This is a genomic window from Terriglobales bacterium (assembly GCA_035561515.1).
Classification (GTDB): Bacteria; Acidobacteriota; Terriglobia; order Terriglobales; family Acidobacteriaceae; genus DATMXP01.
Genome location: DATMXP010000027.1, coordinates 71,813 through 86,436, shown reverse-complemented (window position 1 = coordinate 86,436; position 14,624 = coordinate 71,813). Strand labels below are relative to the sequence as shown.

15 protein-coding genes and 1 pseudogene are annotated in these 14,624 nt (G+C 56.0%); 9 read left to right on the top strand and 7 right to left on the bottom strand.

Annotated elements, in window-relative coordinates:
* Positions 1–28: 28 nt before the first annotated feature.
* The 3 genes from VN577_13100 to VN577_13090 all read right to left on the bottom strand — a co-directional run bounded on the left by VN577_13100 (position 29) and on the right by VN577_13090 (position 4,216).
* A complete protein-coding gene (locus VN577_13100; GenBank protein ID HWR15758.1) occupies positions 29–1,273 on the bottom strand; it encodes an alpha/beta fold hydrolase in 1,245 nt (414 codons plus the stop codon).
* A 121-nt stretch (positions 1,274–1,394) separates the two neighbouring features.
* Positions 1,395–2,606, bottom strand: a complete 1,212-nt coding sequence (locus tag VN577_13095) for an alpha/beta fold hydrolase (protein HWR15757.1) — start codon at positions 2,604–2,606, stop codon at positions 1,395–1,397.
* Positions 2,607–3,160: 554 nt separating this feature from the next.
* Positions 3,161–4,216 (bottom strand): PIN domain-containing protein, encoded by a 1,056-nt coding sequence (locus VN577_13090; GenBank protein HWR15756.1) that lies wholly within the window; start codon positions 4,214–4,216, stop codon positions 3,161–3,163.
* 661 nt (positions 4,217–4,877) lie between these two features.
* Here VN577_13090 and VN577_13085 point away from each other — a divergent pair.
* The 4 genes from VN577_13085 (at position 4,878) to VN577_13070 (ending at position 7,738) form a co-directional block, all read left to right on the top strand.
* Entirely contained in the window at positions 4,878–5,918 is a 1,041-nt protein-coding gene (locus VN577_13085; protein HWR15755.1) for a radical SAM protein, read from the top strand.
* A 53-nt stretch (positions 5,919–5,971) separates the two neighbouring features.
* A complete protein-coding gene (locus tag VN577_13080) occupies positions 5,972–6,679 on the top strand; it encodes an amino acid racemase (protein ID HWR15754.1) in 708 nt (235 codons plus the stop codon).
* A gap of 161 nt (positions 6,680–6,840) precedes the next feature.
* Positions 6,841–7,362, top strand: coding sequence for a hypothetical protein (locus VN577_13075; protein HWR15753.1), 522 nt, complete (start codon positions 6,841–6,843; stop codon positions 7,360–7,362).
* On the top strand, positions 7,352–7,738 hold the full coding sequence (locus tag VN577_13070; GenBank protein HWR15752.1) for a transcriptional regulator: 387 nt from the start codon (positions 7,352–7,354) through the stop codon (positions 7,736–7,738). Before VN577_13075 ends, VN577_13070 begins: the two co-directional genes overlap by 11 nt.
* A gap of 34 nt (positions 7,739–7,772) precedes the next feature.
* Here VN577_13070 and VN577_13065 read toward each other — a convergent pair whose 3' ends face one another.
* Complete coding sequence (locus VN577_13065; protein ID HWR15751.1) at positions 7,773–8,132, bottom strand: hypothetical protein; 360 nt, start codon at positions 8,130–8,132, stop codon at positions 7,773–7,775.
* A gap of 235 nt (positions 8,133–8,367) precedes the next feature.
* On the opposite strand from VN577_13065, the gene VN577_13060 reads away from it, so the two are divergent.
* Genes VN577_13060 through gltX form a run of 4 tightly spaced genes read left to right on the top strand, consistent with a single transcriptional unit; the run spans position 8,368 to position 11,734 of the window.
* Positions 8,368–9,090, top strand: coding sequence for a cytochrome c biogenesis protein CcdA (locus VN577_13060; GenBank protein ID HWR15750.1), 723 nt, complete (start codon positions 8,368–8,370; stop codon positions 9,088–9,090).
* A gap of 10 nt (positions 9,091–9,100) precedes the next feature.
* Entirely contained in the window at positions 9,101–9,694 is a 594-nt protein-coding gene (locus tag VN577_13055) for a TlpA disulfide reductase family protein (GenBank protein HWR15749.1), read from the top strand.
* Positions 9,691–10,230, top strand: coding sequence for a protein-disulfide reductase DsbD domain-containing protein (locus VN577_13050; GenBank protein ID HWR15748.1), 540 nt, complete (start codon positions 9,691–9,693; stop codon positions 10,228–10,230). The genes VN577_13055 and VN577_13050 overlap by 4 nt, the downstream gene beginning before the upstream one ends.
* Before the next feature lie 52 nt (positions 10,231–10,282).
* Complete coding sequence (gene gltX / locus VN577_13045) at positions 10,283–11,734, top strand: glutamate--tRNA ligase (protein HWR15747.1); 1,452 nt, start codon at positions 10,283–10,285, stop codon at positions 11,732–11,734.
* Between the two features lie 38 nt (positions 11,735–11,772).
* Here gltX and VN577_13040 read toward each other — a convergent pair.
* The 3 genes and pseudogenes from VN577_13040 to galE form a co-directional block, all read right to left on the bottom strand.
* Positions 11,773–12,105, bottom strand: a pseudogene (locus tag VN577_13040) (redoxin domain-containing protein).
* A 12-nt stretch (positions 12,106–12,117) separates the two neighbouring features.
* Complete coding sequence (locus tag VN577_13035) at positions 12,118–12,567, bottom strand: hypothetical protein (protein HWR15746.1); 450 nt, start codon at positions 12,565–12,567, stop codon at positions 12,118–12,120.
* A gap of 78 nt (positions 12,568–12,645) precedes the next feature.
* Positions 12,646–13,626 carry a UDP-glucose 4-epimerase GalE gene (galE, locus tag VN577_13030; GenBank protein ID HWR15745.1) on the bottom strand — a complete coding sequence of 327 codons (981 nt, stop codon included), beginning with the start codon at positions 13,624–13,626 and terminating at the stop codon, positions 12,646–12,648.
* A gap of 152 nt (positions 13,627–13,778) precedes the next feature.
* Between galE and VN577_13025 the strand changes: the two genes are divergently transcribed.
* On the top strand, positions 13,779–14,624 hold the full coding sequence (locus tag VN577_13025; GenBank protein ID HWR15744.1) for a metallophosphoesterase: 846 nt from the start codon (positions 13,779–13,781) through the stop codon (positions 14,622–14,624).

The window sequence follows — 14,624 nt, the reverse complement described above, 5'->3', positions numbered from 1 at the left end:
CTTGGACGAACCGTTCCAAGCCGCTTTTTCAATTCTGCCCGGCACTTCGTTTCATCGGGCTTTCGGATGCTTCCTTCCATCCCAAAAAACCTGCAACTTCCCGAATGTAATCTCCCCATGCGGGATCGCCTGGACTGACCAGGTGGTTCCGGCTCTGCAATTCCACGAAACGAGCGCCACGAATGCGCGACGCTATCAACCGTCCCTCATTCACAGGAACAGCGGCATCATCACGCGAGTGCATGACGAGAGTTGGACAGCAGACGTTCGGCAGCTGATCGAGAATGTTAATTTTGGGGAACTCGGACAGCATGCGCACCGCGTTCTCCGGAGACGAAGTGATCCGTTGCAGTTCGTTCATCCAGTTCATTTCTGCCGGCGAAGCATCCGGCATGAAGAGGGTGGTCCAAAGCTGCCGAAAGGCTGGATTGTCTTTCCCCCAGCCGAGCCGTATCAGGGTCAGGAGTGCATTGAATTGCTCGACGAGCATGTCATCGGGAGGAGGCCAACCGCGGGCAAAGGCGCCGTTCAGGATCAGGCGCTTCACACGCTTGGGATTGCGAATTGCATACGCCGTTGCGACCGCTCCCCCTTGGCAACTGCCGAGCATGGTGAATTGATCGACTCCGGTGACCGCTATCAGTTCTTCCAGGTCCTGGACGGAGCGTTCGAACGAAAAGTCAACAACGTTCCAATCAGAGAGTCCGCTCCCCCTCTGGTCGTAGCGGACCAAAGTGTGGTGCTTCATAACGTCAAGCAACCAGCGGCGTATGAACGGGTTCTTCCACTCGAAGTCGAGATGATTGATCCAGTCGATAGCGCGCACGAGTGGCGGACCACTTCCCCCAATCGCGTACGCGATGCGTACACCGTCACTCGTGGTGAAGAAGTTGATCTCCTGTTCGGGAATATCTTCCTCGTCACTGGAAGCAGGTTGAACCGCTGTAACCAGTGACGGAGTAACGACCTGCTCGACTTGCGCCACGAAGCGGTAACCGAGGCGCGGAACCGTTTCGATGAACTTGCTTCCGTTGGCACCTTCCCCGAGAGCACGGCGCAACTTTGAGATGTTGTGATCCAGGTTGTTTTCTTCGACGATGCTGTCAGGCCATACCCGCTTCATCAGTTCGTCTTTACGCAGTAGGCGGCCGTGATTCTCAACGAGGACGCACAGCGTATCGAATACCTTGGCGCGCAGAGAAATGAACTCTCCTGCGCGAGCGAGACGGCGCTCAGTAGCGTCCAGTTCAAATTCTGCAAAACGGTAGACCATGAACCGTCACCTCAATCAAGACGGTTGGAAGTCCGCATATGGCTCGGGCGAGCCGCCACCCCACGGTCGAAGATTATATCCCGTCTTTGCTGTGTTCCGAATGAAGCGCCACTGTTTTCTTCTAAAGTCGCCATCCCATGAACTGCGAAAGTTCTCGGACAAATATTGGCCATGCGGGTTCGGTATGAATCACGAGATGGTTACGGCTGGGTAGTTCCACGAACTGGGAACCCGGAATGCGCGAAGCAACAAGACGTCCTTCCGTGATCGGGACCGCTTCGTCTCCGGAACAATGCATAACGAGGGCAGGAGACTGCACCTTAGGCAACAGGTCTACCACGTCGATTCGACCGCCGGCGTCCAGCAACTGGACCGCATTCTCCGGCGACGTCGTAACCCGCTGAAGTTCGTTGAACCAATTCTGGTGCTCGGCAAGGCCGTCCGGCATAAACAACGTCGTCCACATCTGCCGGAAGGCTGGATTGTCTTTGCCCCAGCCCAGTCTCACCAGGGTAAGCAGCGCATTTCTGCGTTCAATTTCGCCGGCGATCGGTCGATTCATCCAGCCGCGGGCAAACGAACCATACAGGATCAGCTTGTCGACGCGTTCAGGATGTTTGGCCGCGTAAGAAACCGCGACAGCGGCGCCTTGAGAAATGCCGAGGAGAGAGAATTTTTCTAACTCCAGTTCGTCGATGAGCTGTTCAAAATCACGGACCCATGCCTCGAACGAGAAGTCATGAATGTTCCAGCTCGAGAGGCCGTTTCCCCGCTCGTCATAACGGACGAGAGTGTTGTTAGCCGTCAGAATAGGTAGCCAGTGGCGCCAGATAGGACTCTTGAGTTCAAACTCAAGATGATTCAACCAGTTTGCTGCCTTAACGAGAACGGGACCTTTCCCCGCGACGGAGTAGGCGATCCGTGCGCCATCGGCTGCCGTGAAGAACCGGACCTCCTGGGAGATCAGAGGTGGAGCAGGAACCACAGCATGTTCTTGATCAGGTTTTGTCTGGGTATCCGTTTCAACAGGTGCGGTGACTTCGGCGACAAAACGGTAGCCCTGCCGGGGAACCGTTTCAATGAACTTCTTCGTTCCGTCTTCGCCCAAGGCTCGACGCAGCTTGGAAATATTGTGGTCGAGATTGTTTTCCTCAACGACGCTGTCGGGCCAAAGCTTTTGAATCAGTTCGTCCTTGCGAAGCAGACGGCCGTGACCTTCGACCAGAACACAAAGGGTATCGAATACTTTGGCGCGCAGAGAAATGAACTCTCCTGCGCGAGCGAGACGGCGCTCGGTTGTATTCAATTCAAAATCGGCGAAACGGTAGACCATGAACCGATACCCTTCCAGACGGTCGGACTTGTCTGCGGCTCTGGCGAGCCTACCCCACGGCGCAGAATTATATCCCCACACTGAGCTCTCAACTTAGGCTGTGAACGGCTCCTCCAATGAAGTTGTCAAGGGGGTCCAGGGCCTCATTTTCACGTAAGTTCCTCATTTAACGGCAAATATAAATTTCGGGATGTTGGCATGTTACCCCCACCCAAGTTGCTATTCTGAAAATGTAGGCGGTGTAGGGCGGACACTCCTGTCCGCCGCAGTTGCTACTGACTGTGGCGAAGACGTCCGGCCAGGTTTTCGGTTTCGCCGACTGAGAGCTAATAGCCAAGAGCTAAAAGCGAGAGCTCGCAGCTAAGTTCTTTGTTATCAAATTGATGCTGTAAGTAGCTGTAGAATCAGCAACTTATAAGTCCTTTGTTTTCATGGTCCGTCGTGTAAGTGCTTTGCTTTCATAGCTGGTGGGGGGAGGGGGGAGGGTATCCGTTCAGAACTCGTGTTTAGGAGAAAAGCAGGCGCGGAGCATTGCGCTCCGCGCTTCGTGCTAACTACTCGCCCTGGCGTTCGGTGCTTACGGTTGTTGAGCCGTTTGAGGTCTGCGTTCCGCCGACCGGAGTCGAAGTCGGAATCGGCGTGGCGCCCGCCTTCCGATGCTGCTCGGGTGCCGGACGCGCGGGCTGAACCGAGGTGACGCCTCGCTCGTCGAACTTGCCGAAAATCATCTTGCCGGCGGTGGTCTGGAGTACGGACGTGACCGCAACGTCAACCGTCTTCCCGATCATCTTCCGCGCATTATCCACGACGACCATGGTGCCGTCGTCAAGGTAGGCGACGCCCTGGTTGTATTCCTTCCCTTCCTTCAGGATGAATACACGCATGGCTTCGCCCGGAAGAACGATGGGCTTGAGGGCGTTGGCCAGCTCGTTGATGTTGAGAACTTCGACCCCTTGCAGTTGCGCAACCTTATTAAGGTTGAAGTCGTTGGTAATGATCTTCGCTTCGAACTCCTTGGCGAGTTCGATCAGTTTCATGTCGACTTCACGGATGCTGGGGTAGTCGTCTTCGACGATCTGCACCTGAACCGTTGCAATCTTCTGGATGCGCTGAAGGATGTCGAGGCCGCGGCGACCGCGATTCCGCTTGAGCGGGTCCGCCGAATCGGCAACCAACTGTAGTTCACGCAGCACGAACTGCGGGATCACCAGTACGCCATCGAGGAAACCGGTCTCGGAGATATCGGCGATACGCCCGTCGATGATGACGGAGGTGTCGAGGATCTTCTGGCTCTTTTTACCCTGTTTTTCTCCGCCAAAAATTCCGCCGAGAGCGGAGAGGTTCAGCAGGTCACCTTTATTCGCACCGACGATCAGGCCGACATAAGCCATGAACAGCATGATCACCAGCATCAGGAAGCTCTGGGTGCTTCCGGGAGCGATGCTGTTGCGGATGACGGTGCTGAACAGGAATGCGCCGACGATCCCCAGGATGCTGCCAATGGCGGCACCGATAAGGCGTTTGAGGCTGACCTGCCTCAACCGCATTTCGAAGAGGACGATACACAACCCAATTACTAGGCCGAGACCTAGATCGGGCCACTTGGCCAAGCCGAATGGTCGTAGAACAAAACACGCCAGGCCAACAAGAAGGACAAATATCAGTCTAACTATGTATAGATCCAAAGGGGGGCCTCCCCCGAATACTCGTTGAGGGCGGGTATATAACAAAATAAATCGACAAATCCGCCCGTTTGCCCCATTCGGGGATTACCAACTATTAACGTGGGCATTTATATCACTGCCCCATATATCTCTGCACGCCCAAAACGGGAATGCCCCTCCGTGTCGAAAATGTCAGTACTGCTGATGACACGGAAGGTTCACGGTATCGAAAAGAGCAATACTCATGCGGTATTTCAGGTTGACCGGGAAGCCAACAGCCTTCATGTTAACCATCGACAGTCAGTGCAGGCGTAATTTGGCGCTGGCCATCCCCCAATCTGTAATGGGTCCCAAATTGGTTCGTTTTAGAAGATTCGGCCCGCAGTAATCGGCCCTCTGTTTTAGGAGCCCTCAACAACAGGGTGGGACTCCTAATAAAACCGGCGCATGTCTCGGGGGAGAATGGCGCCGGTTTATTTTTGCCCAAACGCAGGAACTTCGCCGTCACTTTTCGAATGTCGCTGGCTACCGTTCAGGGCGTGAAAACACCCATCCGGCAATGTTTTGAATCACTTAGCGCAAGGTTGTGCTCTAATCACCGTTGAGGATGGGACTGAAACTCCGTTTACAGCGCAAATTGAGAGCCGCTCACCGGCACGCACGCGAATGGAAGTTGATCGCGAAGGCCCTGGTGTCGACGGACCATCCCGTGCTGGCCCACATTGTCCCCATGCGCCGGTGCAATCTGGCGTGCACGTACTGCAACGAATACGACAAGACCAGCAATCCAGTGCCGCTGGAGACGATGTTCCAGCGAGTCGACAAACTCGCTTCCCTGGGCACCACCATCATGACGATTAGCGGCGGCGAACCGCTGCTGCACCCCCAATTGGATGACATCATTGGCCGGGCTCGTAAGCACGGCATGATGGCTGGACTGATTACCAACGGTTACCTGCTGACGGTCGAACGCATTCAGCGGCTGAACCGGGCTGGACTGGAACATCTTCAGATCTCGATCGACAACGTCACTCCGGACGAAGTTTCGAAGAAGAGCCTGAAGGTCCTCGACAAAAAATTGCAGTTGCTCTCGCAACATGCCGAGTTCCACGTGAACATCAACTCGGTCGTCGGCGGAGGAATCAAAAATCCGAACGACGCACTCATGGTTGGACAGCGGGCGCTCTCGCTGGGCTTCACTTCGACGGTCGGCATTATCCACAACGGTGACGGCCAGTTGATGCCGCTGGGTGAGGAAGAGCGACGTGTTTACCACGCCATGAAGGCGATGGAAAAAACCAACTACTCACGGATCAACGGATTTCAGGACAACATTGCTGCCGGACGTCCCAATGACTGGCGCTGCCGCTCGGGCGCGAGATACCTCTATATCTGCGAAGATGGGCTGGTCCACTACTGCTCTCAGCAGCGCGGGTATCCGGCGAAGCCGCTGAAGGACTACACGGTGGACGACATCCGCCGCGAGTACGTGACCGAAAAAAGTTGCGCGCCGCACTGCACCGTATCCTGCGTTCACCAGGTGTCATTCATCGATGGCTGGCGTGGAAAACAGCGTGCGACACCTCCCATGCAGCAGCCCGATGGCGAACTGGTCCACATCCAGACATCGTCTTCCACCGGCGACTAAATCCCCAGGCTCAGCTAAAACATATCCGTAGTTTCTTCGAGTAGAATCCGCTCATGCCGAAACATATCGGAATTGTCGCGGTCAGTTCGGAAGGAGCAGCCCTTTGCTACCGGACTATTTGCCTGGAGAGCGAACAGTTCATGGGCGAGCACGATCATCCGCAGATCAGCGTGCATGGATATTCTCTGGCTGAATACATGAAGTACATCGACCGCGACGACTGGCGTGGCGTTGGTGAGTTGATGCTCTCTTCGGCGCACAAGCTGAAGAAGGCTGGCGCCGAGTTCGCAATCTGCCCGGATAACACCGTCCACAAAGCAATGCAGTACATGGAACCGCAAACGCCGCTGCCGTGGCTGCACATCGCGGAAGTGGTCGCGCAGGAGGCTAAGAGGCGTGGCTTCCGCAAGATCGGACTGACCGGCACGAAATACCTGGTGGAAAGCGAAGTCTACCCATCGAAACTGACGGCTGTCGGGCTGGAATTCGCGCGGCCGTCGGAAGAAGAACGCGTTCGGATCAACGAGATCATCTTCAAGGAACTGGTACACGGCATCTTCACGGACCACGCGGTTGCGTATTTTCAAAAGGTAATCGGCGGACTGAAGCAGCAGGGTTGCGATGCGGTCGTACTGGGTTGCACAGAGATTCCGCTGATCATGAATGATGGAAATTCTCCTTTGCCTACGCTGGATTCGACGCGTCTGCTGGCGCGAGCAGCGATACGGTACTCGCTCGAGATGGCGGTAGAGTCAGCATGAGCGCCCCGACTTTGGGCGGCAAAGTACTTGACGACCAATCGGAACCGGAATAAGCTCCGGCTCATATGCCCTCCGTCCGACGGTGTCGAACCAACAAGCCCTCTCTCGAATTTTCGCCTCCCGAACACGCCATCGAAGACCTGCGATTTATCAGGCGGACCATGGAAGTGTCGGGTCCATTCACGGCGGTACCCGGATGGGGATTGGTGGCGGTGGGAGTAACAGCGATCGGCGCCGCTCTGATCGCGAGCCACCAGGTGTACCTGCAACACTGGATTGCGGTTTGGCTAGGTGAAGCGGTAATCGGAGCGGCCATTACGTTGTGGTCGATGTACCTGAAAGCGACTCGCACCGGAGTGGTACTGCTGGCTGCGCCGGGACAGCGCTTCGCATTGGGCCTGGCTCCTCCGCTCTTCGCAGGAGCAGTACTGACACCGGTTCTCTATTACCACAACGCAATCAATGCCATCCCGGGGATGTGGCTGTTCCTTTATGGGACTGCAGTGATGACGGGTGGAGCGTTCTCGATCCGCATCGTGCCGGTAATGGGAATCTGCTTTATGGCACTGGGCGTGGCCGCGTGGTTGACGCCGATGTCGTGGGCACTGGCGTGGATGGTGGCAGGCTTCGCGGGAATTCACATTGCGTTCGGATACGCGATAGCGAGGAATTATGGCGGTTAAGCGCGCAACGGGTTCGACGGAAAAGTATTCGGCGGTTCGGAACCGGCGTTCAGAAGAACCGAGGCGCCTGACATCCACGGTACCGGATTTCGATCCGCTGATTCATGAACGGATGCGGTTGGGGATTCTAAGTGCGTTGGCGGTAAACCAGAGCCTGACGTTCAATGACCTTAAGGCCCTGCTGGAGACTACGGATGGGAACCTAAGCGTCCATGCACGAAAACTGGAAGACGCAGCGTACGTGAAATGCGAAAAGTCTTTCGACGGGCGTACGCCTCGAACGACTTACCAGTTGAGCCCGCTGGGGAAACGCTCGCTGGAGCGTTACCTGGACCACATGGAAGGATTGATCAAAGCGACCCGCGAGAATCGATGAAAAGGGGCGCCGGATGGCGCCGCCAAAATACTCCCTATTGCTTCGCCATCGTTTCTTTCTTATTTGCCTGCTGCATGGAGGCGAATTTCGCCTGCTGTTCTGAGTTGAGCAGAGCGTTGATCTGAGAGTTCGTGGAACTCTTAATTTCCATCTTCTTGGTCTTTTTGGCTTCGTCGGTCAGGGACGAATCGGACCAGATGGCGTCGATCTGTTTCTGCTGATTTTCGAGTATCGGCTTGAGGCTAGCTTGCTGGTCAGACGTAAGTTTAAGTTCCTTGGCCATCCAGCTCACTTTCTCGTCCACCGACATCTTCTTGGCGTGGTCTCCACCGGCGAAGGCGAAGATTGAGGCTAGGAGCACGAGCAGAGTGAGCAGCGAGATGTAGCGTTTCATTCGAAATCCTCCACAGAGAAATAGGTAGGGTGGGGCCCATGGGGAACAAATGAACTGACGCGCGCGAAAAGAAAAAGTGAGGTGTGGAAATTCTATAGGTGGGACGAAAAGACTTTGCCAGATGGGCATTTGGGGCCAGTACACAGGGACGGGTTTTGTAACGATTTTGCCCATCCCGCATCTTTTCAGATAGGCAGGACGCCTGCCAGAGCCCGATTGTTAGAATAAGGATGCAATGTCCGGAGCACCTCTTCCTATCGCCGCCTTCCTAGCAGGTGTGGTTTCATTCCTTTCACCGTGCGTACTGCCGCTGGTACCGGGTTACGTTTCCTTAATCTCGGGTACCGGAGCAGCAGCTCTCGAAAACAAAGAACAGCGAGTCCTTGGAAAAGTGATGGTGAACTCGCTGATGTTCGTGCTGGGCTTCAGCATCGTTTTCATCGCGCTGGGCGCGGCGGCGACGACGGTTGGACAGTGGACGGCTGAATACCGGCGGGAACTGACGTACATCGCCGGCATCGTGATCATCATTTTCGGCCTGCACCTGACGGGCATCATGAAGATCAAAGCCTTGTATGCCGACAAGCGCATGCACAGCGTACAGGGGAACAGTTCCGCGTGGGGTGCCTTCGCGGTGGGATTCGCGTTTGCGTTTGGTTGGACTCCTTGCATCGGACCGATCCTGACGACGATCCTGACGTTCGCCGCTTCGGAGGGTACGGTTGCCAAGGGGGTTCTGTTGCTGGCACTGTACTCGGCTGGACTCGCCGTTCCATTCCTGCTGACTTCGCTAGGGATCGACCGGTTCCTGGCGTTCTACACAAAATTCCGGCGCCATCTGCATACCGTAGAAGTGCTGAGTGGCGTGCTGCTGATCGCGATTGGGCTTTTAATCCTGACGCGTAAACTGACAATTTTGTCTTCGTACTTCTCGTTCCTGAATCGCTTCGCAATGTAAAGGAAGTCGCGTGAATCGAAATACTCTTGTTCTTGTTGTTGTAGTGCTGGTTGTGTTCGGAATGTTGGTGGCAGGCAAGCGCATGCGTGAAAAGCGCGAAGGCGCGAGCCCCAAGTTGAGCGCTGGAAACGCTACCGGGCAGATAGCTCCAGATTTCACGCTCAAAACCCTGGACGGCAAGGACATGAAATTGTCCGACTTGCGCGGCAAGGCGGTGTTGCTGAATTTCTGGGCCACCTGGTGCGGTCCGTGCAAGCTGGAGATCCCCTGGTTTCTCGACTTGGAGAAGCAATATGGGTCGCAAGGCCTGGTGATCGTGGGCGTCTCGATGGACGACAATCCAGAGAAAGATGTCCCGAAGTTCGCGCAGGAGATGAAGATTACCTATCCGATCCTCGTAGGGACCGAGGCGGTGGCCGATCTGTATGGCGGAGTTGAGGGGTTGCCGATCACTTTCTACATCAATCGCGAAGGCAAGATCGTGAAGAAGGTGATGGGACTGGTAAGCCACAGTGAAGTGGAAGAAGGGATTAAAGAAGCTTTAGGGTCACAGCAGCCGACGGCCACGGTTCAGACTCCGCAGCTCGAGGTAGCCGCACGATGAACTTCGTTCGGGCGCTAGTCTCTGTGCTTGCTCTGTCCACTTTCCTTCCTGCGCAAATTCCGTCTACGCCGAAGATGCCGAAGGTGACCGTTGCGGCCACGCCGATGGTGCGGGTGAAGCAGGGATCAAAAGCGCAAGTGCAGGTACTTTTCCGGGTAGTGCCGGGATTTCACATCAACTCGAACAAGCCGAATTCCGAACTTCTGATCCCCACATCTATCAATTGGGACGTGCCGACGAACATTTCGTTGGCAAAAACGAGCTATCCGCCGGGGGAAGACTACACGTTCTCCTTTGCGCCGGACGAGAAGCTCAACGTGTACACCGGAGATTTCGCGGTGAAGAGCACGGTGATGGCTGCGAAGTCCACGCCGAAGGGCACGTACCGAGTGCACGCCACTCTGCGTTACCAGGCTTGCGATAACCGCGCCTGCTATCCGCCGGCGTCGGTGCCGTTTTCATTTGACGTGAATGTGCAGAAAGGCACCTCGACGAAGACACGGCGGAACCCCGGACAGAGTCCCCACATCAAGTAGAGAGTTCGCCGGTCACAGCTCTCTTCCCTGCTGATTGCTATACTCGAACCTTATGCTACGAGTGAGATTTGCGCCTAGTCCCACGGGGTTTCTGCACGTGGGCAGCGCGCGTACGTTTATCTTCAATTGGCTTTATGCCCGCCGCAACGGTGGGACGATGATCCTGCGGCTCGATGACACCGATCTCGAGCGCAATACCGAAGCTTCCGTGAACTCGATCTTTGAGGGCCTGAAGTGGCTGGGGCTTAGCTGGGACGAGGAATATAAGCAGTCCGAACGCCTGGGCCTTCATCGCGAAATGGCGGACGCGATCTTCCATAAGGGACTGGCGTATCGGGATTTCACCCCAGCACGTGAAGGCGACACAGAGAAGTCGGGGGCGGCGCAGGGCACGTGGCTTTTCAACGCAGAGATGCGGAACATGTCGCGGGAGGAGAGCGACCGTCGTGCGGCGGCGGGTGAACCCTTTGCACTGCGCTTCAAGGTGCCTCGCGACACGGAACGGGTTATCACATTCAAGGACGCCGTTTACGGAGAGAGTTCGAAGTCCACGAATGACATCGAGGATTTTGCGCTGCTGCGATCGGACCGGATGCCTACTTACCATATGGCATCGTGCGCGGACGATGCGGACTTGAAGATCAGCCATATCATCCGCGGGCAGGACCACCTGTCGAATACATTTAAGCATGTGCTGATATTTGAAGCTGCTGGGGCGGAGGTGCCGACGTTCGCGCACCTGCCGCTGCTGGTGGCGCCGGACGGAACGAAGTTGTCGAAGCGGAAACACGGTCCGGTGGTGAGCGTGACGACGTATCGAGATGCGGGTTTCCTACCGGAAGCATTTATCAATTTTCTGTGCCTGCTGGGCTGGTCACCGAAGAACGATAAGGAGTTCATGCCGATCGGCGAATTGAAGGACCTGTTCTCGCTGGAAGGCATCAATCGGGCCAACGCGGTGATCAACTTCAAGGAACCCGCGACTACGCCGGATGAGATGTTTGATCCGAAGGCGGTTTGGCTGAACTCGGAGCACATACGGGCGTTGCCAGTGGAGAATTTGAAGGACGAACTTTTGCCGGTGGTGCGAGAAGCAGGGTTCGATGTTTCGTCGGAAAAGATGGCGCGGATTACGCCGCTGGTGCGGGAACGGATTCGTCTGCTCAAGGAAGTACTGACAGTTGGGGACTTCTTCTTTGTCGATCAACTTGCGGCGTACGACGTGAATGAATTGATTCCGCAGAAAGGCGACTTGGCGATGGCGAAGCGTGCGCTGGAGAGGGCGCGCGAGGTTCTGCCGAACGTGGAGTTTAGGCATGATCCGCTGGACCAAGCCTTGCGGGGTGCGGCTCAGGAACTGGGTCTGAAGGCAGGACAGATGTTCCAGCCGATTCGGGTTGCAGTGTGCGGGAAAAAGAATGCGCCTCCGCTGTTTGAGACGCTGGAAGTGCTGGGCAAAGAAAAGGTGCTGGAGCGGATTGGGCAGGCGATAGAGAAGCTTTAAAGCTAATGATAAGTGCCTTGAAGCAACACTCTAGTTTCCTACTCCAGAACCTTTGCAGCTTCTAGAATCTGCTCGGGACGCGCACGCACCCAGTAGTTCTCGGTAAGGTTCACCCAACGAACTGTTCCGGTTGCGTCCACAAGGAACTCCGCCGGCCGAGAGATATCGCGGCCACCTTCTCCCTGGCCGGCATGAACCAGGTCATAGGCGCGAATGGCTTCGGTTTTGGAGTCACTGAGGAGTGTGAAATTGAGCCCCGCCTTCTGAGCTAGTCCGCGCGTAGTTTCGGGTAAGTCCACGCTAATGGCGACGGGACGGATTCCCGCTTCCTGAAATGCTGCTAAACGCTTTTCGATGCTCCGCAACTCGGAGAGGCAAGAGGGTCACCAGTATCCGCGGTAAAAAACGAGCAGAACTCCTTTGGGAGCCTTGCCGTTGATTGGCTGTGAAAGCAAATCTTTGAGCGACACCTGATTGTCGTTGAGGGTCGTCAACCGGAAGTCGGGGGCTTTTTGTCCGACGTGCGGAGCGCCTTGCGACTTGGGCAGCCATCGGCCGGACACGAAGATGGTGAACACGAAGAATGCGAAGACGACGACGGTAAGGCCGGCGAGCACCGAGGCGCCGATTTTGCGAAGGCGGCTGCGGCCCGGAGCGAACGCGCGACGAATTCCGATTACCGCTAACGCAAGAGCGGCGACGAAAAGAAGCAGGTTCAGCCAAGGAACATCGCGGGTGCTCGGAAAGTTGACGAACACCGCCATGTAGCTGATAAACGCGAACAGGCTTACCAGAAAACCCGCCCACAAAGGCCAGTTGAAACGAGCCATCATCCTCACGGAAAGGATTTTACACGCGAGGAGGTGCGGAACGGATACGTTAGTCCCAGCTCTTTTTGCATCCACAGAATGTCATCGCGCGTAGCCATTCGGGTGCTGGCGGTGCCACTCCCATGCTGTGGAGATGATGGTTTCGAGGTCGGCGTACTTCGGCTTCCAGCCAAGTTCGCGCTTGATCAGATCAGAGCTGGCGACGAGAACAGCCGGGTCGCCGGGGCGGCGCGGGGTTTCTTTCGCGGGGATTGGGTGTCCGGTGACACGCCGGGCAACATCGATGACTTCCTTCACTGTGAAGCCCTTGCCATTGCCGAGGTTGTAGATGAGGCGATCCCGCTCACCGAGTGCATTCAGAGCGAGCACATGGGCATGAGCGAGGTCGGACACGTGAATATAGTCGCGCACGCAGGTGCCGTCTTTGGTTTTGTAGTCGGTGCCGTATATGGAAATGAATTCGCGTTTCCCGAGGGGCACCTGGAGTATGAGGGGGATGAGGTGGGACTCCGGCTGATGAGCCTCTCCGAGTGAACCTGCCGCACCGGCGGCATTGAAGTAGCGGAGGCTGGCGTAACGGAATCCATGGATGCGGTGGAACCAGGCGAGCATCTGCTCGACGAGCAACTTCGATTCACCGTACGCGTTGGTGGGGCGGAGCGGATCGGTTTCACGAATCGGGATGTTTTCGGGATCTCCGTATAGGGCTGCGGTGGAGGAAAAAACGAACCGATTGACGCCGGCCTTCAGCATGGTCTCAAGCAGCGTAAGAGTGTTGGCGGTGTTGTTGCGGAAGTAAATTTCGGGGACCTGCATGGACTCGCCAGCCTCAATGAGGGCGGCAAAATGCATCACGGCTTCGATGGATTGGTCGCGGATGACTGAGGCGAGTTTATTTGCATCGGAAACGTCGCCTTCGACAAACGGAACGTTGGCGGGTATGACTTCGCGATGGCCGTGAGAAAGGTTGTCGTAGACGACGACGTCATAGCCTGCCTGCAGCAATTCAGCTGTAACCACGCTGCCGATGTAACCTGCTCCGCCTGTAACGAGTACCTTCAAGTATGTCCTCCGTAAACTATCAATCCTAACGCAAACCCTTGAGCCGATGATTGTACGCCGCCAGGTGGGTACGGCATGGTCAACGGGAGGGTGATAAAGCTCCTATCCATGAGGAAGAGCGGGCCGTAAAATTCAGCCTTAACCGGTTTGGCATGGCAAGCGACACCAAATGCTTATTTGCGACTGACCTGCACGGTCAAGCGAGCCGCTACGACAAGCTGCTTGCGGCGATCCAAGATTTGTCGCCAGCAGCGGTGTTTCTGGGCGGGGATCTACTGCCGCACGCACTGCATGGAGATCTGGAACAGAGCGAGGTGATTCATTGCTTCTGCAAATTGCGGCAATCCATGGGCAATGCGTATCCGAAGGTATTCATCATTCTTGGCAATGACGATCCGAGGTCGTTTGAGACTTGCCTGTTCGAATATGAGCAGCAGGGGCTATGGTGCCATGCGCATAACCGAAGAGCTGTTCTCGGAACGAACCCTGTTTACGGGTACGCGTGCGTGCCGCCGACTCCGTTCCGGCTGAAGGATTGGGAGCGCTACGATGTGTCGCGGTATTGCGATCCCGGATGCATTTCTCCGGAAGAAGGGATACACACTGTGGCGGTGGAAGAGAACGAAATCAAGTGGGGCACGATCGGCAAAGATCTTGACGGCCTCGCCGGTGAAGAGTCACTGGAGCGCGCTGTGTTTCTGTTCCATTGTCCGCCTTACGATACGCCCCTTGATCATGCAGATCTCGAGGGCACGCGGTTCGAACATGCGCCTGTAGATCCGCACGTAGGAAGCATCGCGATCCGCAGGTTCATCGAGAACAGACAGCCTCTACTGACCCTGCACGGGCATGTGCATGAGTCGACGCGTTTGACCGGAACCTGGAAGACACGCATCGGCCGCACGACCTGTATCAATGCGTCCCACGATGGGCCAGAACTTGCGGTGGTGCAGTTCGATCTGGAGGCACCCTCCGAAGCAGTTCGCTTCCTGATTTAG